The following is a 26,018-nucleotide window of genomic DNA, read 5'->3' as shown; positions in this document are numbered from 1 at the left end:
CATGGCCCTACCGCATCCGCCGCCCGCGGGGCACCGGGTCGGTCTCGTCGTCGAACTCGCCGATGACCTCCTCCAGGAGGTCCTCCAGCGCGACGAACCCGATCGGCCGGGTCGGGCCGCCACCGTTGCGCACCAGCGCGAGCTGTGCCTGGACCCCCCGCATCGCGGCCACCGCCTCGGTGACCGACGCCGTGGCGGGCAGGGTGAACGCGTCGGTCATCAGCTCACCGGCGGTCGCCGACCGGCCGGTGGTGGTGACCCGGACGGCCTCCCGTACGTGCACCAGTCCCACCACGTCGCCGGCGGGGTCGACCACCGCGAGACGGGACCGGCCGCTGTCCCGGCAGACCGCCTCGATCCGCTCGGCGGGGTCGTCCCGGCGGACCGTGACGATCTGCCCGAAGGGTTCCATCACGTCGGCCACCTTGGTGCCCTGCAACTCCAGCATGCTGGTGAGCATCTGGTGCTGGTCGGCACCGAGCAGCCCGTGCTCGCGGGACTGTTCCAGCAGCATGCGCAGTTCCTCCGGCCCGTGTACCTGGGCGAGCTGGTCCTGCGGGTTGACCCGGACCAGCCGGAGCATGGCGTTGGCCACCGCGTTGAGCACGGAGAGCACCGGACGGGCCACCCGGGCGAAGGCCCGGAACGGCAACGCCAGCAGCAGTGCCGACCGCTCCGGATCGGTGATCGCCCACGACTTCGGGGCCATCTCGCCGACCACCAGGTGCAGGAAGGTGACCAGGCTCAGCGCGATGACCAACGCGATGACGTGGCTCGCCGTCGTCGGCAGGCCGACCAGGTGCAGCAGCGGACTGAGCAGGTGCTCGATCGCCGGTTCGGCGAGCGCGCCCAGGCCCAGCGTGCAGAGGGTGATGCCGAGCTGCGCACCGGCCAGCATCAGGGACAGCTCGCGGACGCCGTCGAGCGCCGCGCGGGCCGCCCGGCCGCCACCGGCCGCGGCGTGTTCCAGCCGGTACCGCTTGCTGGCCACCAGAGCGAACTCGGCGGCCACGAAGAACGCGTTCAGCGCCAGCAGCACGACCGAGGTGAGCAGCGCGAGTTGGGTGCTCATGCCGCCACCTCACTCGTGCCGATGACCCGCAGCCGGACGGAGTCGGCGACGTGCCGGTCCACCGCGAGCACCTCGACCAGGGCCCGGGGAGCGGGCTCGCCGTCCTCGGCGGGCAGCCCGATCTCCAACAGGTCACCCACCTCGGGGACCCGGCCCAGCTCCCGCATCACCAACCCGGAGACGGTGTCGTACTCGGGCCCCTCGGGCAGCGCGATGCCGGTGCTGTCGGCCACCTCGTCGATCCGCCAGCGGGCCGGCACCACCCAGGACCCGTCGTCCTGCCGGGCGGGCGCCCGCTCCGGTGGGTCGTCCTCGTCCCGGATCGGACCGACCAGTTCCTCGGCGATGTCCTCCAGCGAGATCACGCCCGCGAACCCGCCGTACTCGTCGACCACGCAGGCGAGCTGCCGGTGCCCGACCCGCAGCCGGTCGAGCACCGTCGGCAGCGGCAGCGTCTCCGGCACCAGCAGGGGCGGTACGGCCACCGCGCTCACCGGCGTCGACCCGCGCTCCGCCGGGGGCACGCCGAGCACGTCGGCGATCCCGACCACTCCGACCAGGTCGTCGACGCCCTCGGCACCCCGCACCGGGAACCGGGAGTGGCCGGTGTCGAGCAGCTCGACCACCCGGCTGATCGATTCGTCGGCCCGGACGGTGTGCACGTCGACCCGGGGCACCATGGCCTCCCCGGCGGTCAGCTCCCGGAAGTCCAGCCCCCGGTCGAGCAGGTCGGACATGGCCGCGTCGAGGTGTCCCTCCTCGCGGGACTCGGCGATGATCTGCTCCAGGTCCTTCGGGGTCGCCCCGCTGGGCAGTTCCTCGATCGGCTCGATGCCGACCCGGCGGAGCAGTCGTACCGCGGCCCGGTCGAAGAGTTTGATCAGCGGACCGGCCACGGCGAGGTAGATCAGGGTGGAGCGGCTGAGGGACCGGGCCAACGGCTCGGGCCGGGCGATGGCGAGGTTCTTCGGTGCCAACTCACCGAGGACCATCTGCACGACGGTCGCGATGGTCAGGGCCAGGGCCACCGACAGGGGAAGGCTGACCGCGGTGGAGATGCCGGCCAGTCCGAGCAGCTCGGCCAGTCCGGCACCGAGGAAGGGCTCCGCGACGTACCCGACGAGCAGGGCGGTGACGGTGATGCCGAGCTGGGCGCCGGAGAGCATGAAGGAGAGCCGGCTGGTGACCTGGAGGGCACGGGCGGCGGCGGGGTCGCCGTCGTCGGCCATCTGCCGCAGTTTGCCGCGGTCGACGGCGACGTAGCCGAACTCCTGGGCCACGAAGTAGCCGGTGGCGGCGGTAAGAAGGATGATCAGGGTGAGTCCGACGACGATCAACACGGGAGGCTCAGGGCTCCCGACATCGCCGACAGGGGAAGCCGGGTCGTACCCGGCCGGCTACTGCTGCCCTCCGGGGCAGAAGAGTCGATCATGCGGGTCATTTTATCGGCCCCGGCTGTGCGCCGCCCGGAGGTCGGAGGAAGCGATCTCACTCGTCGGCGAGCTCGTCGACGTCCAGAAGGTCCCGGTCGAAACGGCCGGACCGGTAGACGGCCCGGCCGATCATCTGCGCGGTGACCGGCGCGGTGGCCACCTGGAAGAGTCCGACCAGCAGGATCATGCCCAGGTGGGTCGGGCTGCGCAGGCGTAGCGCGAGGCCCAGCAGGATCAGCAGCACCCCCAGCACCTGCGGCTTGGTGACCGTGTGCATCCGGTCGAGGGCGTTCGGCAGGCGCAGCACCCCGATCCCGGCGGCCACGCTGAGCAGCGCACCGGCGAGCAGGCAGGCGGAGGCGAGCAGGTCGGCCAGCCCGGCGACGTTCACGATTCCTCCCCGACGGCGAACCGGACCAGCGCCACCGAGCCGAGGAACCCCAGCAGTGAGAGCACCACCAGCACCGGCAGGGTCGTGGTCTGCCGGTGCACCGCCGCCTCGGTGCCCACCGCGGCGATCATGGTGGCCAGCAGCAGTTCCGTGGCGGCCAGCCGGTCGAGCAGGGACGGGCCCCGCACGATCCGGACCAGCGCGAACAGCGCGGTGGCGGAGAGCAGGACGGTGAGAACGACGATCACGGCCAGGTTCATGGTGCGGTTCCCTTCTCGACGGGGGTGGTCTCCAGCAGCCGGACCTCCGCGGGAGAGCCGACGGCACGGACGATGCGCCGCTCGACGTCTCCGATCCGTCGTCGGGCGAGGGACAGGTCCTGCGGTCCGCGGACGTCGAAGACATGGACGTAGAGCAGGCCGGCGTCCCGGTCGACATCGATGATCAGGCTCCCCGGCACCAGGGAGATCACCTCGGCGGTGAGGGCCAGGTTCAGGTCGGTCCGCACCCGCAACGGGACCGCGATGATCGCGCTGCGCGGCCGGTACCACGGGCGGACGGCGACCCAGGCGACGTGGATACTCGCGCCGACCAGTTGCCCGGCGAACCGCACCGCGAAGCGCAGCAGCGGGCCGGGGCGGAGCCGGCTGTCCAGGGTGACCGGGGGCAGCGGGAAGAACACCAGCACCACCACCGCGGCAGCCACCCCACCGAGGAGGTTGCCGACGGTGAACCGTCCCCAGAGCAGGTTCCAGATCAACACCATCCACCCGGCGGCGATCAGCCGTTCCCGCCAGCGCGCGGCGCGGGCACGACCGGGGGCCGTCCCGGGGACCAACCGCCGACGGGGGCCGGACGCGGGCGTCGACGGGTCCGGGTTCACGGGGCGCCCTCGGGCAGGACGGCCCGGACGTAGGGGGTACGCCGGGTGAGATCCTCCGCCGCGTTCCCGGTCACCGCGAAGAGCGGCCCGGCGGCCAGGCTGAACGCCACGCCGAGCGCCACCAGGGCCACCGTCGTGCCGACCATCAGGCGGGGCAGGGGGGCGGTCTCGCCGGTGGGCCGGGGTGACCGCCAGAACGCGATGTTCCACACCCGGGAGGCGGCGTAGAGCGTGCACAGGCTGGTCACCGCCCCGGCGGCCACCAGAGTCCAGGGCAGTGCCCCGCCGACCGCCGCGCCGGCCTGGAAGAGGCCGAGCTTGCCGAGGAAACCCGGGAACGGAGGGATACCGGCGAGGTTCATGGCCGGGACGAAGAACAGCACGGCGACCAGCGGGCTGACCCGGGCCAGCCCGCCGAGACGGCGCAGGTCGGTGCTGCCGGCGCGCACTTCGATCAGGCCGGCCACGAGGAAGAGCGTGGTCTGGACGGTGATGTGGTGCATCACGTAGTAGATCGCGCCGGTCAGTCCGGCCACCGTGCTCAAGCCGATCCCGAAGATCATGAAGCCGATGTGGCTGACCAGGGTGAAGGAGAGCAGCCGTTTCAGGTCCGACTGGGCCACCGCGCCCAGGATGCCGACCAGCATGGTCAGCCCGGCCACCACCATCAGCAGTGCGTCGGCCTGCCCGCCCGGGAAGAGCAGCGTCTCGGTCCGGATGATCGCGTACACGCCGACCTTGGTGAGCAGGCCGGCGAAGACCGCGGTGACCGGGGCGGGTGCGGTCGGGTAGCTGTCCGGCAACCAGGCCGACAGGGGGAAGACGGCGGCCTTGATGCCGAAGGCCAGCAGCAGCATCAGTTGCAGTGCCAGCCGCAGGTCCGCCGGCAGGGTGTCGAGCCGGCCGGCGAGCTGCGCCAGGTTCACCGTGCCGGTCGCCGCGTAGACCAGCCCCACCGCGCTCAGGAAGATCATCGACGCGAGGATGCTGACCACCACGTACGTCGAACCGGTGCGGATCCGGACGTCCGTGCCGCCCAGGGTGATCAGCACGTAGCTCGCGGTCAGCAGCATCTCGAACCCGACGAAGAGATTGAACAGGTCGCCGGCGAGGAACGCGTTGGTGACACCGGCGGTCAGCACCAGGTAGGTGGGGTGGAAGATGCTGACCGGGGTGCCCTCGCCGAGGTCGGACTGCCCCTGGCCGATGGAGTACAGCAGCACGCAGAGCGTCACCGCCGTCGAGATGGTCAACATCAGCGCGGCGAGCTGGTCGGCGACCAGCACGATCCCGCCCGGTGGCGCCCAACCACCGATCCGGACCACCAGCGGCCCCTCGGCGTACACGTCGACCAGCAGCACCGCCGAGACGGCGAGGGTGGCGGTCAGGACGCACACGCTGACCGCCCGCTGCGCCCGCGCCCACGGCAGCACCAGGGTCAGCGCCGCGCCCAGCAGCGGCATCAGCACCGGCAGGGGGACCAGGGCGGTCATCGGCGAAGCCCAGGATCGCCCGGCGCGCCGCCGTCGGTGTCGGTGTCGGTGTCGGTGTCGGTGTCGGTGTCGGTGTCGGTGTCGGTGTCGGTGTCGGTGTCGGTGTCGGTGGGAGTGTCGCCGTCCGCGCGGCGGGGGTCGACCGCGCCGCGCCCGGCCGGGTGCGACGGTTCGGGCGCGTCCGGTGAGTGGTCCCCCCGCTCGGGGCCGTCCCCCGGGCCCTCTCCGCCCTGGTCCGCCACCGGCGGGGCGCCGCGGTCGGCGAGCCCTACGAGCTGCCGGTCCTCCGGGTCGTCCCGGACCTCGTCGTGCGCGGTGAGCAACCAGCTCCGGTACGCCACGGCCAGCAGGAACGCGGACAGCCCCAGGGTGATCACGATGGCGGTGAGGATCATGGCCTGGGGCAGCGGGTCGCTCATCTGGTCCGCCGGGGTGGTGTCGGCCAGCGGCGCCTCGCCGGCCGGGCTGCTGAGCAGGATGAGCACGTTGATCCCGTTGCTGAGGAGGATCACGCCGAGCAGGATCCGGGTGAGGTTGCGCTCCAGCAACAGGGTGACACCGGTCGCGGCGAACACCCCGACGACGAGCGCCAGCACCAGTGTGGGTCCGTCCGAGTCGGTCACCCCTGCCCTCCCCGCCGGTCGGCCGCCAGCCCCCGCGCCGACTGACCCGCGTTCTGGATCTGGCGGTCCACCTCGGCGCCGAGGGTGCGCAGGGCGTCCAGTGCCAGGCCGATGACGACGAGGTACACACCGATGTCGAAGACGAGCGAGGTGATCAGGTAGAAGTCGCCGATCACGGGCAGGCTCAGGTCGACCCGGACGCTCTCCAGCAGATTTCCCGTGGTCAGCAGGGCGACCGCCCCGCTGCCCACTGCGGTCCCCAGCCCCACGCCGAGCACCGAACCGGCTCCCACCGGGGCGGCGTCCTCCAGCTCGTACCGGCCGCCGGCCAAGTAGCGCAGGGTCAGCGCCAGCGCCGCCACCAGGCCGCCGACGAAGCCGCCCCCGGGCGCGTTGTGGCCGGAGAAGAGGAGGAAGAGGGAGAAGAGCACCACGCTGTGGAAGATCAGCCGGGTGACCACCTCGAAGACCAGCGAGCGGCGGCGTTCGTGCAGCGTCGGCCCGCCCCGGAGCCAGACCCGTTGACCGGGCTCGGGGCGGACGGTGGACGGGCCCCGGCGACGCGGGCGGGGGTCGGTGCGGGACCGTTCGAAGATCAGACTGGCCACACCGGTCGCCGCCACCACGAGTACGGAGATCTCGCCGACGGTGTCCCAGGCGCGGATGTCGACCAGGATCACGTTGACCACGTTGTTGCCGTACGCCTCCTCGACGGCGAGCCGGGGGAAGTCCACCGAGACCGGCGGCAGGCGCCGGCTACCGGAGGCCGCGACGGCCAGGCCGGCGAGGACCGCGCCGACGGCCACCCCGATCCCCCGGCGGACCCACCGGCCGCGCCGTCGCGGGCGGACCGAGAAGCGGGGCGGCAGCCGGCGCAACGCCAGCACGAAGAAGGTGATCGTCGCGGTCTCGACGAGGATCTGGGTCAGCGCCAGGTCGGGGGCGCCGTGCACCACGAAGATCATCGCGGTGCCGTACCCGGTCACGCCGACCAGCAGCATGGCGGTCAGCCGGGTCCGGGCGGCCACGGCGAGCACTGCCGCCACCGTGATGATCAGGCCGACCAGCGGTTGCATCGGGCTGTCCCAGAGCCGGGTGGGAATCGGCCAGGGCCGGACCAGCAGCATCGCCCCGCCCGGGAGCACCACCAGCACGACGAGGATGGTGCCGAGATACTGCGGCAGTGAGCCGCGCTGGATCCGGCCGGTCAGCATGATCGCGAACCGGTCGAAGACGTGGGTGATCCTCTCGTAGGGCTCCGGATCGAGGACCGGGAACCGAACCCGGGCCAGCACCGGGGCGAGCGGGGCGCGCAGCAGGAAGAGCAGCCCGCCCGCGGCCAGCACCGACAGGGACAACCACAGCGCGGGCTGCGGTCCGGACCAGAGCGCCAGCGGGTGATCACCCCCGGGGAACGCCTCGGCGTACGGGACGAGCAGGGCATCGACCGGGTCGGCGAGCGGCCCGAGGAGGAGCCCGGTCAGGGCCAGCAGTGCCGGGGGGAGCACGAGCGCGCCGGCCGGCCGCGTGACGGGCACCGGGTCGACGCCGGGCTTGTCCCCGAACGCCCCCCACAGGAACCGGGCGCTGTAGGCCACGGTGAGGGCCGAACCGGCCAGCACGACGCCGAGGGCGAGTGGGTCGTGGAGGAACGCGTACAGCACGGCTTCCTTGGCGACGAAACCGACCAGTGGCGGGGCCCCGGCCATCGACGCGGCGGCCAGGAGCGCGACCGCCCAGAGCACCGGCAGTCGACGTCGCAGCCCGGTCAGCTCACGCAGGTCCCGGGTCCCGGCGACGTGATCGACGACGCCGACGACCAGGAACAGCGTCGCCTTGAACAGGGCATGCGCCAGGAGCAGCGCGAGCGCGGCCCGCGCCGCCTCCCGGGTGCCCGCTCCGGTCACCGCCATCAGCAGCCCGAGCTGGCTCAACGTCCCGTACGCCAGCAGCAGCTTCAGGTCGGTCTGGCGCAGCGCCGCCCAGCCGCCGACGACCAGGGTCGCGAGCCCGGCCACGGCGGTGACCGGCCGCCAGGGCGGGGTCTGGGCCAGCACCGGGGCGAGCAGGCCGACGAGGTAGACGCCGGCCTTCACCATGGCCGCCGCGTGCAGGTAGGCGCTGACCGGGGTGGGCGCGGCCATCGCCGCCGGCAGCCAGGCGGTGAACGGCAGGACAGCCGACTTCGTCAACGCCCCGGCCAGGACGAGCAGGACCGCGACGGTCAGGTACCCGCCGCCGGGCGGTGCGGCGACGATCTCCGACCAGCGGTACGTGCCGGCCCGCTGCCCGATCATGACGAACCCGACGAGCATCGCCAGCCCGCCCAGCGTGGTCACGGTCAGCGCCTGGGCGGCGGCCCAGCGGCTCGCCCGCCGCTCCGGATCGTGCCCGATCAGCAGGTACGAGAAGACCGTGGTGAGTTCCCAGCAGACATAGAGCAGGAGCAGGTTGTCGGCGAGGACGACACCGAGCATCGCCCCGGCGAAGGCGACGAGGACGCCGACGAAACGGCCGAGGCCCGGTTCGTCCGGGGCGAGGTAGCCGGCGCAGTACACCAGCACCAGCGCGCCGATCCCGCCGACCAGCAGGGTCATCAGCCAGGACAGGGTGGTCACCCGCAACGCCAGGTCGAGGTGGAGTTGACGGATCCAGGGATAGTTCTCGGTCAGCGCGCCGCCGTCGCGGACCGTCGGCGTCCGCGCGAGCGCCCAGGCGAAGGCGGCGGCGGGGGCCAGCGCCAGGGGGTAACAGGCCCGGAGCCCCCACCAGCGCACCAGCAGCGGCGCGAGCAGGGCCGCCACGAGGTGGAGGATCAGCAGTACGAGCACGCGTCCTCCCGGTAGGTGGCAGCACCCGGTGGGGCGCTCTCCGGCTACCAGGGATCACACGTCAGGAGGTGGGCCGTCTGTGGGGTTTTGCGAAAAACACCCGGTTTTCTACCCGGTCGGTGGCCAACCCCCGAACCGGTCGACGGGACGACCGCCGGCCGGGACGGGCGACTCGCGCAGCGCGCGGTCGCGGCGCGACTCCACCAGCAGGTCCGGGCGACCGAGCTGGACGGCCACCTTGTTGACCAGACGCTGCGCCGCAGCGAGGGACCGCACGGCGAGCAACTGACCCCGGCTCTCCCGCCGCAGGACGAAGTAGTGCACGGCGGCCCGCACCTGCGCCCGGTCGGCGGCGCTGGCCTGCGCGGTCTGCACGACCAGCTCCCGCAGGCACCGGGCGAGTCGCTCGGCCAGCTCCAGCTCGGCGCCGTGCAGGCCGGCCCGAACGGTGGTGAGATGACTGTCGACCTTGCGGATGAGCACGTCGGTGCCGGCCTCCGAGCCTCGCTCCACGGCCATCCGGCCCCCTCCCGACCCGGCGATGCGGGAAAAGTTACTGTATGTTTCCGGTCACTAGCAAGCAGTTAAGTAAGACTTAACGCGCAACCAGCCCATCTTGCCCCGTACGCGCCCAGCCGGACACCGTCCCCCGCCCGGGGCGCGCGGTGGACGTGGGGTTGTCGCACCCGCGCGGCAGGATGGGGACGTGACGGAGATGCTGGCGGGGTTCGGGGCACCGACCCGGGAGTGGTTCAGCGCCGCCTTCGCCGCGCCCACTCCCGCGCAGGCGGGTGCCTGGCGGTCGGTCGCCGCCGGCCGGCACGCGCTGGTCGTCGCCCCCACCGGCTCCGGCAAGACGCTCGCCGCGTTCCTGTGGTCCCTGGACCGGCTGGCCCGGGAGCCGGTCCCGGACGACCGGCGACGACGCTGCCGGGTGCTCTACGTCAGCCCGCTCAAGGCGCTGGCGGTGGACGTCGAACGAAACCTGCGCACCCCGCTGGCCGGAATCCGGCAGGCGGCCACCCGGCTCGGCGTCACGCCCCCCGACGTCACCGTCGGCATGCGTACCGGTGACACCCCGACCGACGAGCGCCGGGCCTTCACGCGCACCCCGCCGGACATCCTCATCACCACCCCGGAGTCGCTGTTCCTGCTGCTCACCTCGGCCGCCCGGGAGTCCCTGCGCGGGGTCGAGACGGTGATCGTCGACGAGGTGCACGCGGTGGCCGGCACGAAGCGCGGCGCCCACCTGGCGCTCTCCCTGGAACGTCTCGACGAACTCCTGCCCCGTCCGGCGCAGCGGATCGGCCTGTCCGCCACGGTCCGCCCGATCGACGCCTGCGCCCGGTTCCTGGGCGGCTCCCGACCGGTCGACGTGGTGCAGCCACCGGCCGCCAAGACCATCGAGCTCAGCGTCCAGGTGCCGGTGGCGGACATGGCCCGGCTCGACGAGGTCGAACCGACCGGGGACGACCTCGGCGGGCCCGGTCCCCGCCGGGCCTCGATCTGGCCGGCGGTGGAGGAGCGGGTCCTCGCCCTGGTCCGGGCACACCGTTCGACGATCGTCTTCACCAACTCGCGGCGCAGCGCCGAACGGCTCTGCGCCCGGCTCAACGAACTGGCCGCCGAGCCCTCGTCGGCCGGCGATCGGGCAGCCGACGGACCGGCAGTCGACGGACCGGCAGTCGACGCCGCGTCCGACCGGAGCGTCCCGCCCTCCCGACGGCTGCCGGCCGAGATCGTCGCCCAGTCCGGCACCGCCGAGGGGGTCGCGCCGGTGATCGCCCGCGCCCACCACGGCAGCGTCTCCCGGGAGGAGCGCAAGCACATCGAGGAGGCGCTCAAGTCCGGGCAGCTGCCCTGCGTGGTCGCCACCTCCAGCCTCGAACTCGGCATCGACATGGGCGCGGTCGACCTCGTCGTGCAGATCGAGGCGCCGCCGAGCGTGGCCGCCGGTCTGCAACGGGTCGGGCGGGCGGGGCACCAGGTCGGCGCCGTCTCCCGGGGCGTGGTGTTCCCCAAGCACCGGGGCGACCTGCTCTCCTGCGCGGTGGTGGCGGACCGGATGGCCGCCGGGGCGATCGAGGAGCTGCACCATCCGCGTAACCCGCTCGACGTGCTCGCCCAGCAGGTCGTCGCGATGGTCGCGATGGAGCCGTGGCCGATCGGCGACCTGGCCGCCGTCATCCGCCGGGCCGCGCCCTTCGCCGAGCTGCCCGACTCGGCCCTGCACGCGGTGCTGGACATGCTCTCCGGCCGTTATCCGTCCACCGCCTTCGCCGAGCTGCGCCCCCGGCTGGTCTGGGACCGCGCCGCCGACGTGCTGACCGGCCGACCGGGCGCGCAGCGGCTCGCGGTGACCAGCGGCGGGACCATCCCCGACCGGGGGCTGTTCGGCGTCTTCCTGGCCGGGGCGGAACGCGCCGCCCGGGTCGGCGAGCTGGACGAGGAGATGGTCTACGAGTCCCGGGTCGGTGACGTCTTCCTGCTCGGTTCCTCGTCCTGGCGGATCGAGGAGATCACCCCCGACCGGGTGCTGGTCTCCCCCGCACCCGGGCAGGCCGCCCGGATGCCGTTCTGGAAGGGCGACCAGGCGGGCCGCCCGGTCGAGTTGGGCCGGGCGATCGGCGCCCGGGTGCGGGCCCTGCTGCGGCAGGACGACGAGGCCGCGGTGGCCGCGCTGCGGGCCGGTGGACTGGACGACTGGGCCGCCGGCAACCTGATGGCGTACCTCCGCGAGCAGCGGGCCGCCACCCGGTCCCTGCCGGACGACCGGACGGTGGTGGTCGAGCGCTTCCGCGACGAGCTGGGCGACTGGCGGCTGGCCGTGCACAGCGTGCTCGGCGCCCGGGTCAACGGGCCGTGGGCGCTGGCCATCGGCCGCCGGCTGGCCGAGCGGTACGGCGTGGACGCCCAGGTGATGCCCTCCGACGACGGCATCGTGGTCCGCCTGCCGGACACCGCCGAATCGCCCCCCGGTGCCGACGTGGTGGCCTTCGACCCGGACGAGATCACCCAGCTCGTCGAGGAGTCGGTCGGCACGTCGGCGCTGTTCGCCGCCCGGTTCCGCGAGTGCGCGGCCCGGTCCCTGCTGCTGCCCCGCCGGGACCCGCGCCGCCGCCAGCCGCTCTGGCAGCAGCGGCAGCGGGCCGCGCAACTGCTCGACGTCGCCCGGGAGTACGCCGACTTCCCGGTCACCCTGGAGGCGGCCCGGGAGTGCCTCCAGGACGTCTTCGACCTGCCCGCGCTGACCACGCTGATGCGGGAGCTGACCACCCGCCGGGTCCGCCTGGTCGAGGTGGAGACGTCCCAGCCGTCACCGTTCGCCCGCTCGCTGCTGTTCGGGTACGTCGGCGCGTTCCTCTACGAGGGGGACGCCCCGCTGGCCGAGCGGCGGGCCGCTGCCCTGGCCCTGGACTCCGGCCTCCTCGGCGAGCTGCTCGGCCGGGTGGACCTGCGCGAGCTGCTCGACCCGACGGTGCTCGCCGAGACGGACCGGCAGCTGCGCTGGCTGACCGAACAGCGCCGGCCCCGGGACGCCGAGGACGTGGTCGAACTGCTCCGGGTCCTCGGCGACCTGACCGACGCGGAGCTGGCCGAGCGGGGCGTACCGGCGGACTGGTTGACCGGGCTCGCCACCGCCCGTCGGGTGCTGCGACTGCGCATCGCCGGCCAGGAGCGCTGGGTCGGTGTCGAGGACGCCGCCCGGCTGCGGGACGCGCTCGGCGTGGCACTGCCGGTCGGGGTGCCGGAGGCGTACCTCTCCCCGGTCGCCGACCCGCTCGGCGACCTGATCGCCCGGTACGCCCGGACCCACGGGCCGTTCCCGGCGGCGACCTGCGCGGCCCGCCTCGGACTCGGGGTCGCCGTGGTGGAGCAGGCGTTGCGCCGGCTCGCCGCGACCGGCCGGGTGGTCTCCGGCGAGTTCCTACCGGAGAGCGCCGGCACCCAGTGGTGCGACGCGGAGGTGCTGCGTCTGCTGCGCCGCCGTTCCCTGGCCGCGCTCCGCCGGGAGATCGAACCGGTGCCGCCCCGGGCCCTCGCCACCTTCCTGCCGCGCTGGCAGCAGGTCGGCGCGACCGCGCGCGGGGTGGAGGCGCTCGCCGCCGCGCTCGAACAGCTTCAGGGCGTGGCGGTGCCGGCGTCCGCCCTGGAACGGCTGGTCCTGCCGGCCCGGGTGGCCGACTACTCGCCCGCCTTCCTCGACGAGCTCTGCGCCAGCGGCGAGCTGGTCTGGGCCGGTTCGGGGGCGATCTCCGGCGGGGACGGCTGGGTCACCCTGGCGTACGCCGACGCCGCGCCCCTGCTGCTCCCCCCGGCCGACGAGGCGCTGACCTTCACCCCGGCGCACCAGGCGGTGCTGGACGCACTGGCCGACGGGCAGGCGCTCTTCTTCCGTTCGCTCTCCGACCGGGTGGGTGCCACCGACGACGCGGCGCTCACCGCCGTGCTGTGGGATCTGGTCTGGGCCGGTCACCTCACCAACGACACGCTCGCCCCGCTGCGCGCGCTGCTCGGCGGGGGCGGGGCGCACCGGGCCCGACCCACCGCCCCGCGCACCCGCTACCGCCGTCCCGGCCGGGTGGCGCTGCCCGCCCGGAGCGGTCCCCCGACGGTGGCCGGGCGCTGGTCCCGGCTGCCCGACCGGGACACCGACCCGACCCGGCGGGCCGCCGCCCTGGCCGACCTGCTGCTGGAACGGCACGGGGTGCTCACCCGGGGCGCGGTCGTCGCGGAGCAGGTGACCGGCGGGTTCGCCGCGGTCTATCCGGTGCTGTCGGCGTTGGAGGAACGCGGGACAGCCCGGCGGGGGTACTTCGTGGAGGGGCTGGGGGCGGCGCAGTTCGCGGTACCCGGCGCGGTGGACCGCCTGCGTGCCCTCGCCGACACCGCCGACGCCACCCGGCCGCGCGGTGCGGTGCCGGTGGTGCTGGCGGCGACCGACCCCGCCAACCCGTACGGGGCGGCGCTGCCCTGGCCCGAACGGGTGGTCGACTCCGGCGACGGCTCCGCCCCCGCGACCGGTCACCGGGCCGGCCGCAAGGCCGGTGCCCTGGTCGTGCTGGTCGACGGGGAGCTGGTCCTCTACGTCGAGCGCGGCGGGCGGACGATCCTGTCGTTCAGCGCCGAGGCCGAGGCCCTCACCGGAGCGGCCAAGGCCCTGGCCGACGCGGTGCACTCCGGCGCGCTCGGCGCGATCTCGGTGGAGCGGGCCGACGGGGAAGCGGTGCACGCCTCACCCCTGTGCGACGCGCTCACCGCCGCCGGCTTCCGGACCACCCCGCGCGGCCTGCGCCTGCGCGGTTGACACCGGGCCCGCCGGACCCGAGCCGGCGGCTCAGCCCAGGGCGGCGAGCGCCGCGTTGTAGCGTTTCCGCTGCTCGGCGCTGGTGGTGGTGCCCAGGTAACCGAGCACCACGGTGCCCTTGCGGTAGGCGTCGGCGCCCCACATGTCGGCCCGGTTCACCGCGTTCGCCTCGTCCGGGAAGACGTACACCGAGACGGCGTCGGTGACGAGCAGCTCGGCGCAGCCCAACCCGGCACCGTCCGGTCCGCAGTCGACCGAGCGGTCACGGACGCCGGAGACGGGCAGTTTCGCGGCCCGGAACGCGTCCACCACCTGTCGGGCGCCGGGCGCGCCGGCCGAGCGGGTCGGCATGACGAACGGCGGGGTGCTGGACCGACCGGGCTCGCCGGGGGCGACCGGCGGCGGGGTCGGTCGACCGGACCGGGGCGGACCGCTCGGGGTCGCTCCGGCGTTCGGGGCCGCCGACGGGGCCGTCGCCGACGGGGTGCCCTCCGCCGGGGTGGCCCACACGGGCGCGTCCGCCGAGGCGGCGCTGTCGGGCCGGTCGTCGGTGTCGTCACCACAGCCGGTGAGGGCGGTGGCGAGCACGAGCAGGGCGGTGACGGTCAGGGTACGGGGTCCGGGGCTCACCCCTCGTAGTCTGCCGAACCGTTCCCGGCGGTGCGAGGGCCGGTCGGTCGACACCCGGCCACCAACGGCCCCGGCCGCCGCCCCGCACCCCCCGGCCGGCGGGGCTGCCGCCACGACGACGGGCCGGACCGGGGCGCCGCGGGTCGGACGGAAGGATCTAGGGTGGAGCCATGGGCTTCGGGTGGGTGTCGTTGACCACGGACTACGGGCTCTCCGACGGGTTCGTGGCTGCCTGCCACGGTGTGCTCGCCCGCCTGGCGCCGCAGGTCCGTGTGATCGACGTGACCCACCTGGTGCCGCCGGCCGACGTCCGGCACGGGGCGGCGGTGCTCGCCCAGACCGTGCCGTACCTGCCGGCGGCCGTGCACGTCGCGGTGGTCGATCCCGGGGTCGGCACCAGTCGACGCGGCGTCGCCCTCGAGGCGCCCGGCGGGCTGCTGGTCGGGCCGGACAACGGGCTGCTGGTGCCGGCCGCCGAGGCGCTGGGCGGCGTCCGCGCGGCGGTCGAGCTGACCAACCCGGACTGGCTGGCCCCGGGGGTGTCCCGCACCTTCCACGGCCGGGACGTCTTCGCTCCGGTCGCCGCCCGGCTGGCCGAGGGGGCGGCCCTGGCCGGGGCGGGCCCGCAGATCGACCCGGCCGACCTGGTCCGGCTGCCGGAGCCGGTGCTGGAGGTGACCACGGCGGGATTCACCGCCGAGGTGCTCACCGTCGACCACTTCGGCAACGTCCAGCTCACCGCACCCCCGTCGGTGCTGGCCGGCCGGCCGGGGACGCTGCGGGTGGGTGGACACGAGGCGGTGCACGGACGGACCTTCGGCGACGCGGCCCCGGGCCAGCTGGTGATCTACGTCGATTCGGCCGACCGGGTCGCGGTGGCGGTGAACGGGGGTCGGGCGGCGGACCGGCTGGGGGTACGCCCCGGCGATCCGGTGCTGGTCCGCCATCCGGACTGAGCCGGTCCCCGCCTGCGCCGGTACCACCCACTGTGGAATGCTCGGAGGGTGGGCGAGCAGTGGGTTCCAGCGACCTGTCCCTGCTGCGGGTTCCGGACCGGTGGCGGCACCTGTCCGGTCTGCTTCTGGACAGACGACGGTCAGGGCGACGCGGACGCCGAGACGGTCCGGGGCGGCCCCAACGGCGACCTGAGCCTGTCCCACGCCCGACTCAACTTCGCCATCTACGGCGCCAGCCACCCCCGGTACCAGGAGACGGTCCGCCCGCCCCGGCCGGACGAGCACCCCTGACCCCCCGCCCCGGCTGACGTCCGGCCCCGAGCCGCGGCCCGGCCGCCGTTCCCGGCCGGGCCGGACAGCCGGCGCGTGCCCGGCCCACCGGCCCGTCCCCGTGCCCGGGGCGGCACGCCGAGGCAGGATGGACGGGTGCCCGAGGGTGACACCGTCTGGAACACCGCCCGCGTGCTGGACCGCGCGCTGGCGGGCGGCCGGCTGACCGGATCCGACTTCCGGGTGCCGCAGCTCGCCACCACCGACCTCACCGGCGCGGTGGTGAACGGCTGCGCCAGCCGGGGCAAGCACCTGCTGCTCCGGCTGACGTCTCCCGGCACCGGAGGGTCCGGGAGCCGGGACACGGCCTGGACGCTGCACTCGCACCTGCGGATGGACGGCGCCTGGCGCACGTACGCGCCGGGCGAGCGGTGGACGGGACGCCCGGCGCACCTGATCCGGGTGGTCCTGCGTACGGCCGAGGCGGTCGCCGTCGGCTACCACCTGCACGAGGTCGCCCTGGTGCCCACGGCCGAGGAGGACGCGCTCGTCGGTCACCTCGGCCCGGACCTGCTCGGCCCGGACTGGGACGCCGCCGAGGCGGTCCGCCGGCTGGCGACCGATCCGGGCGCCCGCGTCGGCGAGGCCCTGCTCGACCAGCGCAACCTCGCCGGGGTCGGCAACCTCTACAAGTGTGAGCTGCTCTTCCTGCGCGGCATCTCCCCCTGGACCCCGGTCGCCGAGGTGCCGGACCTGCCCGGCCTGGTCGACCTCGCCCAGCGGCTGCTCGCCGCCAACCGGGGCCGGTGGACGCAGAGCACCACCGGTTCGCTGCGCCGGGGCGAGACCAGCTACGTGTACGGGCGCCGCGCCCAGCCGTGCCGGCGCTGCGGCACGGCCGTCCGCAAACGGGAACTGGGCGACCGGGTCACCTACTGGTGCCCCAGCTGTCAGCCGGACCGCCCACCGGCGCACCACCAAATCGACACGATTGGGTAATTCCCCCGCCCGGGGCACCTGTCGCATGCTGCGATGAAGCGCTTACCCATCGTCAGCGCCGCGCCACGGGTACGACTCCCGGCCACACCGGGGTGACGGTCGTCGTACCCCCGTCCCCGGGGGGACACCATGGCCATCTTCCGCAGACTCCGCCCCGCCCGGACGGCGCCCGGCACGGTTCCGGCGGCCCGGAGCGCCCCCACCCCGCCCCCACCCGACCCGGCGGTCCCGCCGGCCACCGGGGCCGGCTCCGTAACGGTTCCGGACGCCGTACCGGTCCCGGACGCCGTACCGGTTCCGGACGCCGTACCGGTCCCGGACGCCGCGCCGGGTCCGCCGGCCGCCCTGGACCCGGCGGCCGTCCCGCGCTGTTTCGGTCCGGAACCGAACGTCGCCACCAGCCCTCGCCCCCGGCATGACGGCACCGGGCGGGTGATCACCGGCAGCGGGCTGCGCAAGTTCGTCGACGCGCTGCCCGGGGCGGGGCCCGGCCGGGCCAACGCGCTGGGCGGCTACCTGCCGGTGGCGGTGCCCGACACGATCAGCCACCCGGGCTGCGACTACTACGAGATCGGCCTCCAGGAGTACGTCCAACGCCTGCACCGGGACCTGCCGCCGACCCGGCTGCGCGGGTACCGCCAGCTCAACCTCGGCACCGACCGGCACGGGCACAACACCGTCGCCCCGCCCGCGCGGGCGTACCACCTGGGGCCGATGATCGTGGCGCGTCGGGACCGGCCGGTGCGGATCAAGTTCATCAACCAACTGCCCACCGGGCGGGCCGGTGAGCTGTTCCTGCCGGTCGACACGAGCCTGCCCGGGGCGGGTACCGGTCCACTGGACGGGCCGGCACCGTACTCGCAGAACCGGGCGGTGCTCCGCCTCCAGGGAGCCCGGACCGCCTGGATCAGCGCCGGCAACCCCACCCAGTGGATCACGCCGGCCGGGGAGATCACCCCGTACCCGACCGGCCCCGGGCTGACCCCCGTACCGGACATGCCGACGCCCGGCCCGGGAGCCACCACGCTGTACTACCCGAACGACCAGAGCGGCCGGCTGATGTGGTTCCACGACAACACCCTCGGCCTGTCCCGGCTCACCACCTACACCGGCCAGATCGCTCCCTACCTGCTCGTCGACCCGGCCGAGGAACGGTTGGTCGCCGACGGCGTCCTCCCGGCCGACCAGATCCCGCTGGTGGTCACCGACCGGACCTTCGTCCCGGACGACGCACAGCTCGCCGCCGAGGACCCGACCTGGGACCGGGACCGGTGGGGGGCCTGCGGCAGCCTCTGGTACCCGCACGTCTACCAGCCCCGGCAGAACCCGTTCCACCCGGACGGACGCAACCCGACCGGCCGCTGGGACTACGGCCCCTGGTGCCGGCACCCGGAGGGCGCGGCGGTCCGGCACGGCCCGATGCCGAACCCGTACCACGACCCGGTGACCGCCCCCGAGCAACCGCCGCTGGCGCCGGGTGTGCCGCACCCGTCGGCGGTGCCGCAGGTGTACGGGGACACCCCGCTGGTCAACGGCGCCGCCTACCCGTACCTGACGGTCGAGCCGCGCGCGTACCGGTTCCGGATCCTCAACGCCTGCCCGGACCGGAGCCTGAACCTCCAGCTCTACCGGGCCCGCTCGGACCAGCCGATGTGGCACGTCGACGGCAGCCTCGCCGACGCCGGGGCGGGCGAGGTGCCCATGGTGGCGGCGGTCCGTGGCCCCGACCACCCGGCGTGCTGGCCGACCGACGGGCGGGACGGGGGCGTCCCGGACCCCCGAGCCGCCGGCCCGGACATCATCCGGATCGGCAACGAGTGCGGCCTGCTGCCCGCCCCGGTGGTGCTGGCCAACCGTCCGGTCGGCTACCGGTACGACCGGCTCGACGCGACCGTGCTCAACGTCGACGGGCACACCCTGCTGCTCACCCCCGGCGAGCGGGCCGACGTGGTGGTCGACTTCGCCACCGTGCCCCCGGGCAGCACGCTGATCCTCTACAACGACTGCCCCGCCCCGCTCCCCGGCGGCGACCCCCGGTACGACCACCACACCGGCTCACCCGGCGCGGTGCCCGGGTACGGCCCGGACACCCGCACCCTGCTCCAGGTCCGGGTCACCGGCACCCCGGCCGGACGGTACGACCTGGACCGGCTGCGGGACCGGCTGCCCGCCGCCTACGCGGCCAGCCAGCCACCGCCCATCGTGCCGCAGCCGGCGTACGACCGGGCCTTCGGCACCCGGACCGAGCGGGAGACGACCGTCCCGGTGCACGCCACCTCGGTCAGCTTCACCCCGGTCGGCGCGGCCGGCCCGGTCACCCTGCCGGTGGCCGACCGGGCCGTCCGGGAGGTCTTCGAGCCGGGCCACGGTCGGCTGACCGGTCGGCTCGCCGCCCCGCTCCGCCGCTCGGAGGCAGCCGCCGCGCCGCCGGCCGGCTCCGCACCGGCCGACCGCCTCCCGCTCCCCCGACCCGGCCTGCCCGGCGGCGACCCGGTGCCCCGGGAGCCGGACGACCCGCCCACCGAGATCCTGTACGCCACCGATCCGGCCGTGCCGGTCGGGTCACCCGGTGACGGCACCCAGCTCTGGCGGATCCGGGGGGAGGGGCGGCTGACCCAACCGTTGCACCTCGGCGGCGGCGACGTGCAACTGGTCAACCGGGTCGCCCGGGACGGCACGGTCCGCTCCCCGGCGCCGGACGAGCGGGGCTGGAAGGAGACCGTCCGGGTCGATCCGCACGAGGACGTGGTGGTGGCGGTACGGCCCGTCCCGCCCGGCCTGCCGTTCACCGTCGGCGACTGCCGCCGTCCCCTCGATCCGGTCGGCGCGAACGCCGCCCCGATCGGCCTGGGCTGGGAGTACCGCTGGCACAGCCAGCTCGCCGCCCACCGGGATCAGGGCATGGACCGTCCCCTGGTGGTACGGGTCTCCCCCCGGGCGCCCACCGGACTGAACGCCACCCCGGTGCCGGGCTCGGCCGTCGCACTGCCCGCGATCGCGCTGGCCTGGACCGACAACGGCGATCGACCGCCGGCCACCCGGCACCGGCTGGAGCGGGCCACCGACAGCACCTTCGCCGGGCCGGTCACCGTGCTGGCCGTGGCCGCCACCGCGACCCGGTACGTCGATGCCACCGTGACGCCGGGCGTCACCTACCACTACCGGATCCGGGCGGAGAACGCGGTGGCCTGTTCGGCGTGGTCCAACGGGGTCCTCGCGGCGGTCCGGCTCGCCGCGCCGACCGGACTGGGCGCGGTGCTCGCCGCCACCGCGCCACTGCGGATCGCGGTGCGCTGGACCAACCGGTCCTTCGCCACCGGCGTCGACGTGCAGCGGGCCACCAACCCGACCTTCACCAGTGGTCCCGGCACCACGGCCGTCGGAGTCACCGACCAGTACCTGGACCTGACGGTCGCCCCGGAGACCACCTACTACTACCGGGTCCGCACCACCTACCTCGGTACCGCCTCACCCTGGTCCACCGTCGGCGTGGTCACCACCCCGCCCGTGCCGAGGACCCCGACCGCGGTGATCGCCACGACCTGCGCGACGGCCCCGGAGAGCGCGACGGTGATCCTCCGATGGACCCCCGGCACCGCCTCCGGGGTGGGCTGCGGCTTCGTCGTCGAACGCGCCGCCGACCCGGCCTTCTCCCAGGAGCTGACCACCTTCACCGTTTCCGGGCGTGGCTTCACCAACACCGGGCTGGGACGCGGGGTCACCTACTGGTACCGGGTGCGGGCGTTCAACGTCGTCGGCAGTTCGGCGTTCACCGGAGCGGTGCCGGTCACCACCCCCGGCCGGGCCGGCGACGCGGAAGCGGGCTAGTGGCTGGGGGCCCGCTGCGGCTCGCCGATCCCGCGCAGTTCCGCCAGGGCGGAGGCCACCCCGTGCAGCAGGTCGGTCGCCTCGGTCAGCCGGGACGCGGCCGGGTTGCCGGCACCGGGGCGGGCGTCCTCGGCGACGTACCCGGCGGCCGCGACGACGAGCCGCTCGTACGCGGCCACCCCGTCGCTGAGCTGCCCGAGCAGGATCCGGTGCGTCTCGGCCAGCGACTCGCGGGCCGGTGACGGGGCGAGCCGCACCGTCCGTTCCACGCTCGCCACCCGCTCGGCCAGGTCCCGCAGGGACCGGTCGGCCGCCGCCGCCTCGAGCACCGCCGGGTCGGCCAGCCCGGTGAGCCGGCCGGCCATCCCGGCGAGCGTCAACGCGGCCCGGTCCAGCCGGGCCCACGGCTCGGCCGCGGCGGTGCCGCGCAGCGCCATCCGGGCCCGAGCCCGACGCACCTCGGCGAGCACGTTCGGACCGGCCGGGAGGCGTTCCACGGCGGCGACCAGCCGGGCCCGGGAGCGGGCGGCGGCCTCGGCCGGGTCGAGCGGGGGTGGGGCCGGCCGTGCCGCGTGGGCCCGCAGGTCGATCCACCGCCAGGCGGCCAGCATCAGCGCACTGCCCGCCGCGCCGGCCCAGGCCGCGTCGGGCAGACCGAGCCCGGCGTACGGGGTGAGGACCGCCGCCGCGCCACCGAGCCCGCCGGCCGTGACGCTCCACCGTCGGGCGGACCGGCGCAACCGGTCCAGCCGTCGGAAGTACCGCGCTCGCTCGTCTGCCACGCCTACCTCCTCGCCCCGGCCGCTCAACCGGCCGCGGTGGTGTCCCCGGTGCCCCGGTCACGGCCCATGCTGGCCCGGATCTCGTCCAGGCGGGCCGCCGCAGCCGGGTCGGCGGCCGGTGCCGCCTGCTCGCGGCCGGGTTGCTGCTGCCGGCCGGCGAGCTGCTCGCCGGACATGCTCGCCCGGATCTGCTCCAGCCGGGACGACCCGGCCGAGTCGAGCGTGGACTTCTGGATCTCCAGCATCCGGCCCTCGACCGAGTTCCCGGCCAGTTCGGCGCGGCCCATCGCGTTGGCGTACCGCCGCTCGATCCGGTCCCGCACCTCGTCCAGGCTGGGCGTGTTGGCCGGTGCGGTGAGGGCGGACATCGACTCCAGCGAGCGGGCCACGCTCTCCTGCATCTTGGCCTGTTCGAGCTGGCTGAGCAGCTTGGTGCGCTCGGCCAGCTTCTGCTGGAGGATCATCGAGTTGTTCTCCACCGCGCGCCGGGCCTGGGCCGCCGCGCTGATGGCCTGGTCGTGCAGGGTCTTCAGGTCCTCGGCGGCCTGCTCCGCCGAGACGAGCTGGGTGGCGAGGGTCTGTGCGGACTGCTCGTACCGCGTCGCCTCGGCCTCGTCGCCCTTGCCCCGCGCCTGGTCGGCCAGGACGAGAGCCTGCCGGGCCATCCCCTGAAGGCGCTCGACCTCGGACATCTGCCGGGAGAGCTTCATCTCCAGCTGACGCTGGTTGCCGATCACCGCTGCGGCCTGCTGGACCAGCGACTGGTGCTGGCGCTGCGCCTCTTCGACGGCCTGCTGGATCTGCACCTTCGGATCGGCGTGTTCGTCGATCCGGGCGCCGAAGAGCGCCATGAGGTACTTCCAACCCTTGACGAACGGGTTCGCCATCTCCGCGGTATCCCCTCAGTCGCTTCGCTGCGCCCGGTGACCTGTGCCGGACGGACCGCCCGGCACGCCGGCGGCGTATCCATCCTCGCAGCCGGGCGCCAGTGCCGGCAGCCGTGGCGCGGACCGGACGACCTGCTGATCAACCCTACGTGGCCGACGCCAGGTCGACCACGTGACGACCCGGGCCGGTCAGGCGGCGCAGACCACGTCCCGTTCGGCCGGGCGGACCCGGGTGGTGCGCAGGGTGGCCTTGAGCGGGGAGTCCTGTCGGACGGCCACCGGAACCGGACCGTCGGCGGTGACCTGCCGGACCCCCTGCGGAGCGACCTTGCGGACCGACGGGCGGCCCACCGGCTCCTCGGCGACCGGCACCAGCACGCCCGGCATCTGCTCGGCCAGCGCCACGGTGTCGCTGACCTCACGGAGGACCTCGGAGAGGCGGGCACCGAGCGCGTCGCAGATGGCCGCCAACAGCTCGCTGGAGGGCTCCTTCTGGCCGCGCTCGATCTCGGAGAGGTAGCCCAGGCTGACGTTCGCGGACGAGGAGACCTCGCGCAGGGTGCGGTGCTGTCCCTGCCGGCGTGCCCGCAGTGCGTCACCGATCACCCGACGTAGCAGGATCATCGCACCTCCCTTGACGGGACCTCTGCCCGGCGACCGGATCACGCCGGAGACCGTCAGCCGTCCCGACACCGATACCGTACCGTCGGAGCCTTCCCGCAACCGTACCCGTTACGGGCCCCCGCGACATACCACCCCGCCCGGACTCCTGGCCCGCAGCGGTCAGCGGGGAGCGCTGGCGGCGGCCTCCCCGGCGGCGATGATCTGCTCGGTGAGCAGCCGCAACGCCTCGTCCACGGCGGTCGACCGGATCCGGTCGCGGCCCCCGTCGAGGTCGAGTTCGCGGACCGCCGTCCCGTTCGGTCCGGCGACCGCGACGAAGACCATCCCCACCGGCTTGCCGTCCTGCGGCTCCGGGCCGGCCACCCCGGTGGTGGCCAGCCCCCAGTCGGCGACGCAACGCTGGCGTCCGCCCTCGGCGAGGGCGACCGCCACGTCCGGGTCGACCGGTCCGCGGTCGTCGAGCAGCCCCTCGGGTACGCCGGCCAGCCGGGCCTTCAACTCGGTCGCGTACACCACCAGCCCGCCCCGGAAGATCCCGCTGACCCCGGCGATCTCGACGATCGAGGCGGCCAGTGACCCCCCGGTCAGCGACTCGACCGTGGCCAGGGTCTCCCCCCGTTCGGCGAGCCGGTGCACGACCCCGGCCGCCGGATCGGTCACCGACCGCCCGCCCCCGCCGTGCCGCCTCGTCGCTTGATCACTACGTACCACCATGCCCGCGTTCCTTCCCCCGGCCCGGCCGGATGAACCACCGGAGGACGATTCACCGCGGGGTACGCAGCCGCAGCGCGCGGGCGACGTAGTCGAAGCCGGTGAGCACCGTCACGGCCACCGCGGCGGCCATGATCCACGGGGCGGCTCCGGCCGCGTCACCCGGCACCGGCCAGAGGTACCAGACGATGGCGAGGATCTGGAGCGCGGTCTTGGCCTTGCCGCCCCGGCTGGCCGCGATGACGCCGTGCCGGATCACCCAGAACCGGATCAGGGTCACCCCCAGTTCCCGGGTGAGGATCACCACGGTCACCCACCAGGGGAGCACCGCGTACCAGGAGAGCAGCAGCAACGCGGCTCCGGTGAGGGCCTTGTCGGCGATCGGGTCGGCCACCTTGCCGACCGAGGTGACCAGGGCGAACCGGCGGGCGATCCAGCCGTCCACGAAGTCGGTCGCCGAGGCGAGGGCGAAGACCAGGCAGGCCGCCACCCGCCAGCCGGTGTGGGTCATCTCCGAGACGACCACCAGCGCCATGAAGACCGGCACCAGCAGCAGCCGCAGCGCGGTCAGCGCGTTGGCCGCGTTGAGCACCGGCACCGGCGCCACCACGGCCGCCGGCGTCGAGTCGGCCGTCCCGGTCACGTGGGCGCTCCGATCCGGTGTTCCCGGTACCGCACCACCTGGCTCCCCCGCTCCGTCAGAGCCCGCCGTCACCGTGCCGCGCCGGGCGCCGCCGAGATCATCTCATCCGGGACCGCGATCAGGTCCACCCCTTCGGTGCCGGTGACCGTCGCCCGGACCAGGTCGCCCGGACGCAGCGCGGCGAGGTCGACACCGCCGCCGGACGGGGCGACCAGCGTGGTGGAACCGTCCACCTCGGGGGCCTGGTGGGCGGCCCGGCCCTCGACCACCGCGCCGTCGACCGAGTCCACCAGGACCTCGACGGTTGAGCCCAGCCGGTCCTCGGCGCGCTGCGAGCAGAGCTCGTCGGCGAGTGCGCTGATCTTGTCGTACCGCCGCTTGACGGTGGCGGCGGAGACCTTGCCCGGCAGTCCGGCGGCCTCGGTGCCGTCCTCGTCGCTGTAGTCGAACACGCCGATCGCGTCGAGCCGGGCGGCGGTGAGGAACCGGACCAGTTCCTCGACGTCGCCCCGGGTCTCGCCGGGGAAGCCGACGATGAAGTTGCTCCGGGCCCCCGCCTCCGGGGCCAGCGCGCGGGCGCTGGCGAGCAGTTCCAGGAAGCGGTCCGTGGAGCCGAAGCGGCGCATCCGGCGCAGCACCGGCTCGCTGGAGTGCTGGAAGGAGAGGTCGAAGTACGCGGCCACCCCGGGGGTGGTGGCGATCGCCTCGACCAGGCCCGGACGCGTCTCGGCCGGCTGGAGGTAGCTGGCCCGCACCCGGACGATGCCGTCGATCGCGGCCAGCTGCGGCAGCAGCTTCTCCAGGGCGCGGGGGTCACCCAGGTCCTTGCCATACGAGGTCGAGTTCTCGCTGACCAGCACCAGCTCCCGCACCCCGGTCTTGGCCAGCCACTCCGCCTCGGCGAGCAGCTCGTCCGGGGTGCGCGAGACGAAGGCGCCCCGGAAGGCGGGGATGGCGCAGAACGCGCAGCGCCGGTCGCAGCCGCTGGCCAGCTTCAGCGAGGCCACCGGACCGGTGTCGAGCCGGCGGCGGAGCACCTGGCGCAGGTGCGCCGGGGTGTGCGCGTCGGTCACCGGGGCCTCGGGGCGGACCGGGGCGCCGTGGCCGGGCAGCGACACCGCGCTGTCCCGCCGGGCCACCGGAGTGAGCGGCAGCAGCTCGCGCCGGTCGCGCGGGGTGTGCGCGTCGACGGCCTCACCGTTGACCACCGAGGTCAGCCGGGCGGAGATGTCCGGGTAGTCGTCGAAGCTCAGCACGGCCTGCGCCTCGGGCAGGCTGTCGGCCAGCTCCCGCCCGTACCGCTCGGCCATGCAGCCGGCGGCGACCACCCGGGCACCGCTCTCCGCGGCGGCCAGCAGGGTCTGGATGGAGTCCTGCTTGGCCTTCTCCACGAAGCCGCAGGTGTTGACCACCACCACGTCGGCCCCTTCGCCGTCGGTGGTCACCTGCCAACCGTCGGCGTGCAGGCGGGCGGCCAACTCCTCCGAGTCGACCTCGTTGCGGGCACAGCCCAGGGTCAGCAGGGCGACCCGACGACCGTCAGCGGGGGACGACGGCTCCAGGTCCGGGCGTGACGCCGGACGCGCCGAGCGGGAACCGTCGGTGGGGGAGGTGGCAGACACCACCCGAGGGTACCGGGCCGGGCGGGATGGCC

General features: G+C 74.6%; 21 protein-coding genes. 5 read left to right on the top strand and 16 right to left on the bottom strand.

The window, feature by feature from the left end; genetic code table 11:
- Nucleotides 1–7: 7 nt before the first annotated feature.
- The 9 genes from AB0F58_RS18145 to AB0F58_RS18105 form a co-directional block, all read right to left on the bottom strand.
- Nucleotides 8–1,072 (bottom strand): hemolysin family protein, encoded by a 1,065-nt coding sequence (locus tag AB0F58_RS18145; protein WP_357143737.1) that lies wholly within the window; start codon nucleotides 1,070–1,072, stop codon nucleotides 8–10.
- Nucleotides 1,069–2,412, bottom strand: coding sequence for a hemolysin family protein (locus AB0F58_RS18140; RefSeq protein ID WP_357143735.1), 1,344 nt, complete (start codon nucleotides 2,410–2,412; stop codon nucleotides 1,069–1,071). The genes AB0F58_RS18145 and AB0F58_RS18140 overlap by 4 nt, the downstream gene beginning before the upstream one ends.
- 148 nt (nucleotides 2,413–2,560) lie before the next feature.
- Nucleotides 2,561–2,896, bottom strand: a complete 336-nt coding sequence (gene mnhG, locus AB0F58_RS18135) for a monovalent cation/H(+) antiporter subunit G (RefSeq protein ID WP_357143733.1) — start codon at nucleotides 2,894–2,896, stop codon at nucleotides 2,561–2,563.
- Nucleotides 2,893–3,156, bottom strand: coding sequence for a monovalent cation/H+ antiporter complex subunit F (locus AB0F58_RS18130; RefSeq protein WP_357143731.1), 264 nt, complete (start codon nucleotides 3,154–3,156; stop codon nucleotides 2,893–2,895). The genes mnhG and AB0F58_RS18130 overlap by 4 nt, the downstream gene beginning before the upstream one ends.
- On the bottom strand, nucleotides 3,153–3,734 hold the full coding sequence (locus AB0F58_RS18125) for a Na+/H+ antiporter subunit E (protein ID WP_357143729.1): 582 nt from the start codon (nucleotides 3,732–3,734) through the stop codon (nucleotides 3,153–3,155). Before AB0F58_RS18125 ends, AB0F58_RS18130 begins: the two co-directional genes overlap by 4 nt.
- A 41-nt stretch (nucleotides 3,735–3,775) precedes the next feature.
- Entirely contained in the window at nucleotides 3,776–5,272 is a 1,497-nt protein-coding gene (locus AB0F58_RS18120) for a Na+/H+ antiporter subunit D (RefSeq protein WP_357143727.1), read from the bottom strand.
- On the bottom strand, nucleotides 5,269–5,895 hold the full coding sequence (locus tag AB0F58_RS18115) for a Na(+)/H(+) antiporter subunit C (RefSeq protein ID WP_357143725.1): 627 nt from the start codon (nucleotides 5,893–5,895) through the stop codon (nucleotides 5,269–5,271). Before AB0F58_RS18115 ends, AB0F58_RS18120 begins: the two co-directional genes overlap by 4 nt.
- A complete protein-coding gene (locus AB0F58_RS18110; RefSeq protein ID WP_357143723.1) occupies nucleotides 5,892–8,726 on the bottom strand; it encodes a Na+/H+ antiporter subunit A in 2,835 nt (944 codons plus the stop codon). Before AB0F58_RS18110 ends, AB0F58_RS18115 begins: the two co-directional genes overlap by 4 nt.
- A gap of 108 nt (nucleotides 8,727–8,834) precedes the next feature.
- On the bottom strand, nucleotides 8,835–9,245 hold the full coding sequence (locus AB0F58_RS18105) for a hypothetical protein (protein WP_357143721.1): 411 nt from the start codon (nucleotides 9,243–9,245) through the stop codon (nucleotides 8,835–8,837).
- 196 nt (nucleotides 9,246–9,441) lie between these two features.
- Between AB0F58_RS18105 and AB0F58_RS18100 the strand changes: the two genes are divergently transcribed.
- Nucleotides 9,442–14,034: an ATP-dependent helicase gene (locus AB0F58_RS18100; RefSeq protein ID WP_357143814.1), complete on the top strand. Its 4,593-nt coding sequence runs from the start codon at nucleotides 9,442–9,444 to the stop codon at nucleotides 14,032–14,034.
- A 30-nt stretch (nucleotides 14,035–14,064) separates the two neighbouring features.
- Here the strand turns inward: AB0F58_RS18100 and AB0F58_RS18095 are convergent, their stop codons facing one another.
- Nucleotides 14,065–14,664 (bottom strand): hypothetical protein, encoded by a 600-nt coding sequence (locus AB0F58_RS18095; RefSeq protein WP_357143719.1) that lies wholly within the window; start codon nucleotides 14,662–14,664, stop codon nucleotides 14,065–14,067.
- A gap of 170 nt (nucleotides 14,665–14,834) precedes the next feature.
- Here AB0F58_RS18095 and AB0F58_RS18090 point away from each other — a divergent pair, with 170 nt between their 5' ends.
- The 4 genes from AB0F58_RS18090 (at nucleotide 14,835) to AB0F58_RS18075 (ending at nucleotide 20,717) form a co-directional block, all read left to right on the top strand.
- Nucleotides 14,835–15,620 (top strand): SAM-dependent chlorinase/fluorinase, encoded by a 786-nt coding sequence (locus tag AB0F58_RS18090; protein WP_357143716.1) that lies wholly within the window; start codon nucleotides 14,835–14,837, stop codon nucleotides 15,618–15,620.
- Nucleotides 15,621–15,668: 48 nt separating this feature from the next.
- Entirely contained in the window at nucleotides 15,669–15,911 is a 243-nt protein-coding gene (locus tag AB0F58_RS18085; RefSeq protein WP_357143714.1) for a CPCC family cysteine-rich protein, read from the top strand.
- Nucleotides 15,912–16,046: 135 nt separating this feature from the next.
- Entirely contained in the window at nucleotides 16,047–16,889 is an 843-nt protein-coding gene (locus AB0F58_RS18080) for a DNA-formamidopyrimidine glycosylase family protein (RefSeq protein WP_357143712.1), read from the top strand.
- A gap of 129 nt (nucleotides 16,890–17,018) precedes the next feature.
- Nucleotides 17,019–20,717: a hypothetical protein gene (locus tag AB0F58_RS18075; protein WP_357143710.1), complete on the top strand. Its 3,699-nt coding sequence runs from the start codon at nucleotides 17,019–17,021 to the stop codon at nucleotides 20,715–20,717.
- Here AB0F58_RS18075 and AB0F58_RS18070 read toward each other — a convergent pair.
- From AB0F58_RS18070 to rimO, 6 genes are all read right to left on the bottom strand, one after another.
- Entirely contained in the window at nucleotides 20,714–21,499 is a 786-nt protein-coding gene (locus tag AB0F58_RS18070; protein WP_357143708.1) for a hypothetical protein, read from the bottom strand. The genes AB0F58_RS18075 and AB0F58_RS18070 overlap by 4 nt on opposite strands.
- Nucleotides 21,500–21,522: 23 nt before the next feature.
- Nucleotides 21,523–22,386 carry a PspA/IM30 family protein gene (locus AB0F58_RS18065; protein ID WP_357143706.1) on the bottom strand — a complete coding sequence of 288 codons (864 nt, stop codon included), beginning with the start codon at nucleotides 22,384–22,386 and terminating at the stop codon, nucleotides 21,523–21,525.
- A gap of 189 nt (nucleotides 22,387–22,575) precedes the next feature.
- A complete protein-coding gene (locus AB0F58_RS18060; RefSeq protein ID WP_357143704.1) occupies nucleotides 22,576–23,010 on the bottom strand; it encodes a helix-turn-helix transcriptional regulator in 435 nt (144 codons plus the stop codon).
- Between the two features lie 159 nt (nucleotides 23,011–23,169).
- On the bottom strand, nucleotides 23,170–23,724 hold the full coding sequence (locus tag AB0F58_RS18055) for a CinA family protein (protein ID WP_357143702.1): 555 nt from the start codon (nucleotides 23,722–23,724) through the stop codon (nucleotides 23,170–23,172).
- A gap of 49 nt (nucleotides 23,725–23,773) precedes the next feature.
- Entirely contained in the window at nucleotides 23,774–24,364 is a 591-nt protein-coding gene (pgsA, locus tag AB0F58_RS18050; protein WP_357143700.1) for a CDP-diacylglycerol--glycerol-3-phosphate 3-phosphatidyltransferase, read from the bottom strand.
- 68 nt (nucleotides 24,365–24,432) lie between these two features.
- Nucleotides 24,433–25,926, bottom strand: a complete 1,494-nt coding sequence (gene rimO, locus AB0F58_RS18045; RefSeq protein ID WP_357143812.1) for a 30S ribosomal protein S12 methylthiotransferase RimO — start codon at nucleotides 25,924–25,926, stop codon at nucleotides 24,433–24,435.
- Nucleotides 25,927–26,018 lie beyond the last annotated feature (92 nt).

This window comes from Micromonospora sp. NPDC023956, assembly GCF_040639195.1.
Lineage (GTDB): Bacteria > Actinomycetota > Actinomycetes > Mycobacteriales > Micromonosporaceae > Micromonospora.
Note: the sequence above shows the minus strand (reverse complement) of the source record. Positions and strands in the feature narration are given on the sequence as shown.

What these genes read in the sequence shown, in the direction of transcription:
- AB0F58_RS18065 (WP_357143706.1), bottom strand. Translation starts at nt 22,386, where the DNA reads ATGGCGAACCCGTTCGTCAAGGGTTGGAAGTACCTCATGGCGCTCTTC.
- AB0F58_RS18055 (WP_357143702.1), bottom strand. Translation starts at nt 23,724, where the DNA reads ATGGTGGTACGTAGTGATCAAGCGACGAGGCGGCACGGCGGGGGCGGG.
- AB0F58_RS18130 (WP_357143731.1), bottom strand. Translation starts at nt 3,156, where the DNA reads ATGAACCTGGCCGTGATCGTCGTTCTCACCGTCCTGCTCTCCGCCACC.
- AB0F58_RS18105 (WP_357143721.1), bottom strand. Translation starts at nt 9,245, where the DNA reads ATGGCCGTGGAGCGAGGCTCGGAGGCCGGCACCGACGTGCTCATCCGC.
- AB0F58_RS18100 (WP_357143814.1), top strand. Translation starts at nt 9,442, where the DNA reads ATGCTGGCGGGGTTCGGGGCACCGACCCGGGAGTGGTTCAGCGCCGCC.
- AB0F58_RS18120 (WP_357143727.1), bottom strand. Translation starts at nt 5,272, where the DNA reads ATGACCGCCCTGGTCCCCCTGCCGGTGCTGATGCCGCTGCTGGGCGCG.
- AB0F58_RS18145 (WP_357143737.1), bottom strand. Translation starts at nt 1,072, where the DNA reads ATGAGCACCCAACTCGCGCTGCTCACCTCGGTCGTGCTGCTGGCGCTG.
- AB0F58_RS18075 (WP_357143710.1), top strand. Translation starts at nt 17,019, where the DNA reads ATGGCCATCTTCCGCAGACTCCGCCCCGCCCGGACGGCGCCCGGCACG.
- AB0F58_RS18060 (WP_357143704.1), bottom strand. Translation starts at nt 23,010, where the DNA reads ATGATCCTGCTACGTCGGGTGATCGGTGACGCACTGCGGGCACGCCGG.
- AB0F58_RS18090 (WP_357143716.1), top strand. Translation starts at nt 14,835, where the DNA reads ATGGGCTTCGGGTGGGTGTCGTTGACCACGGACTACGGGCTCTCCGAC.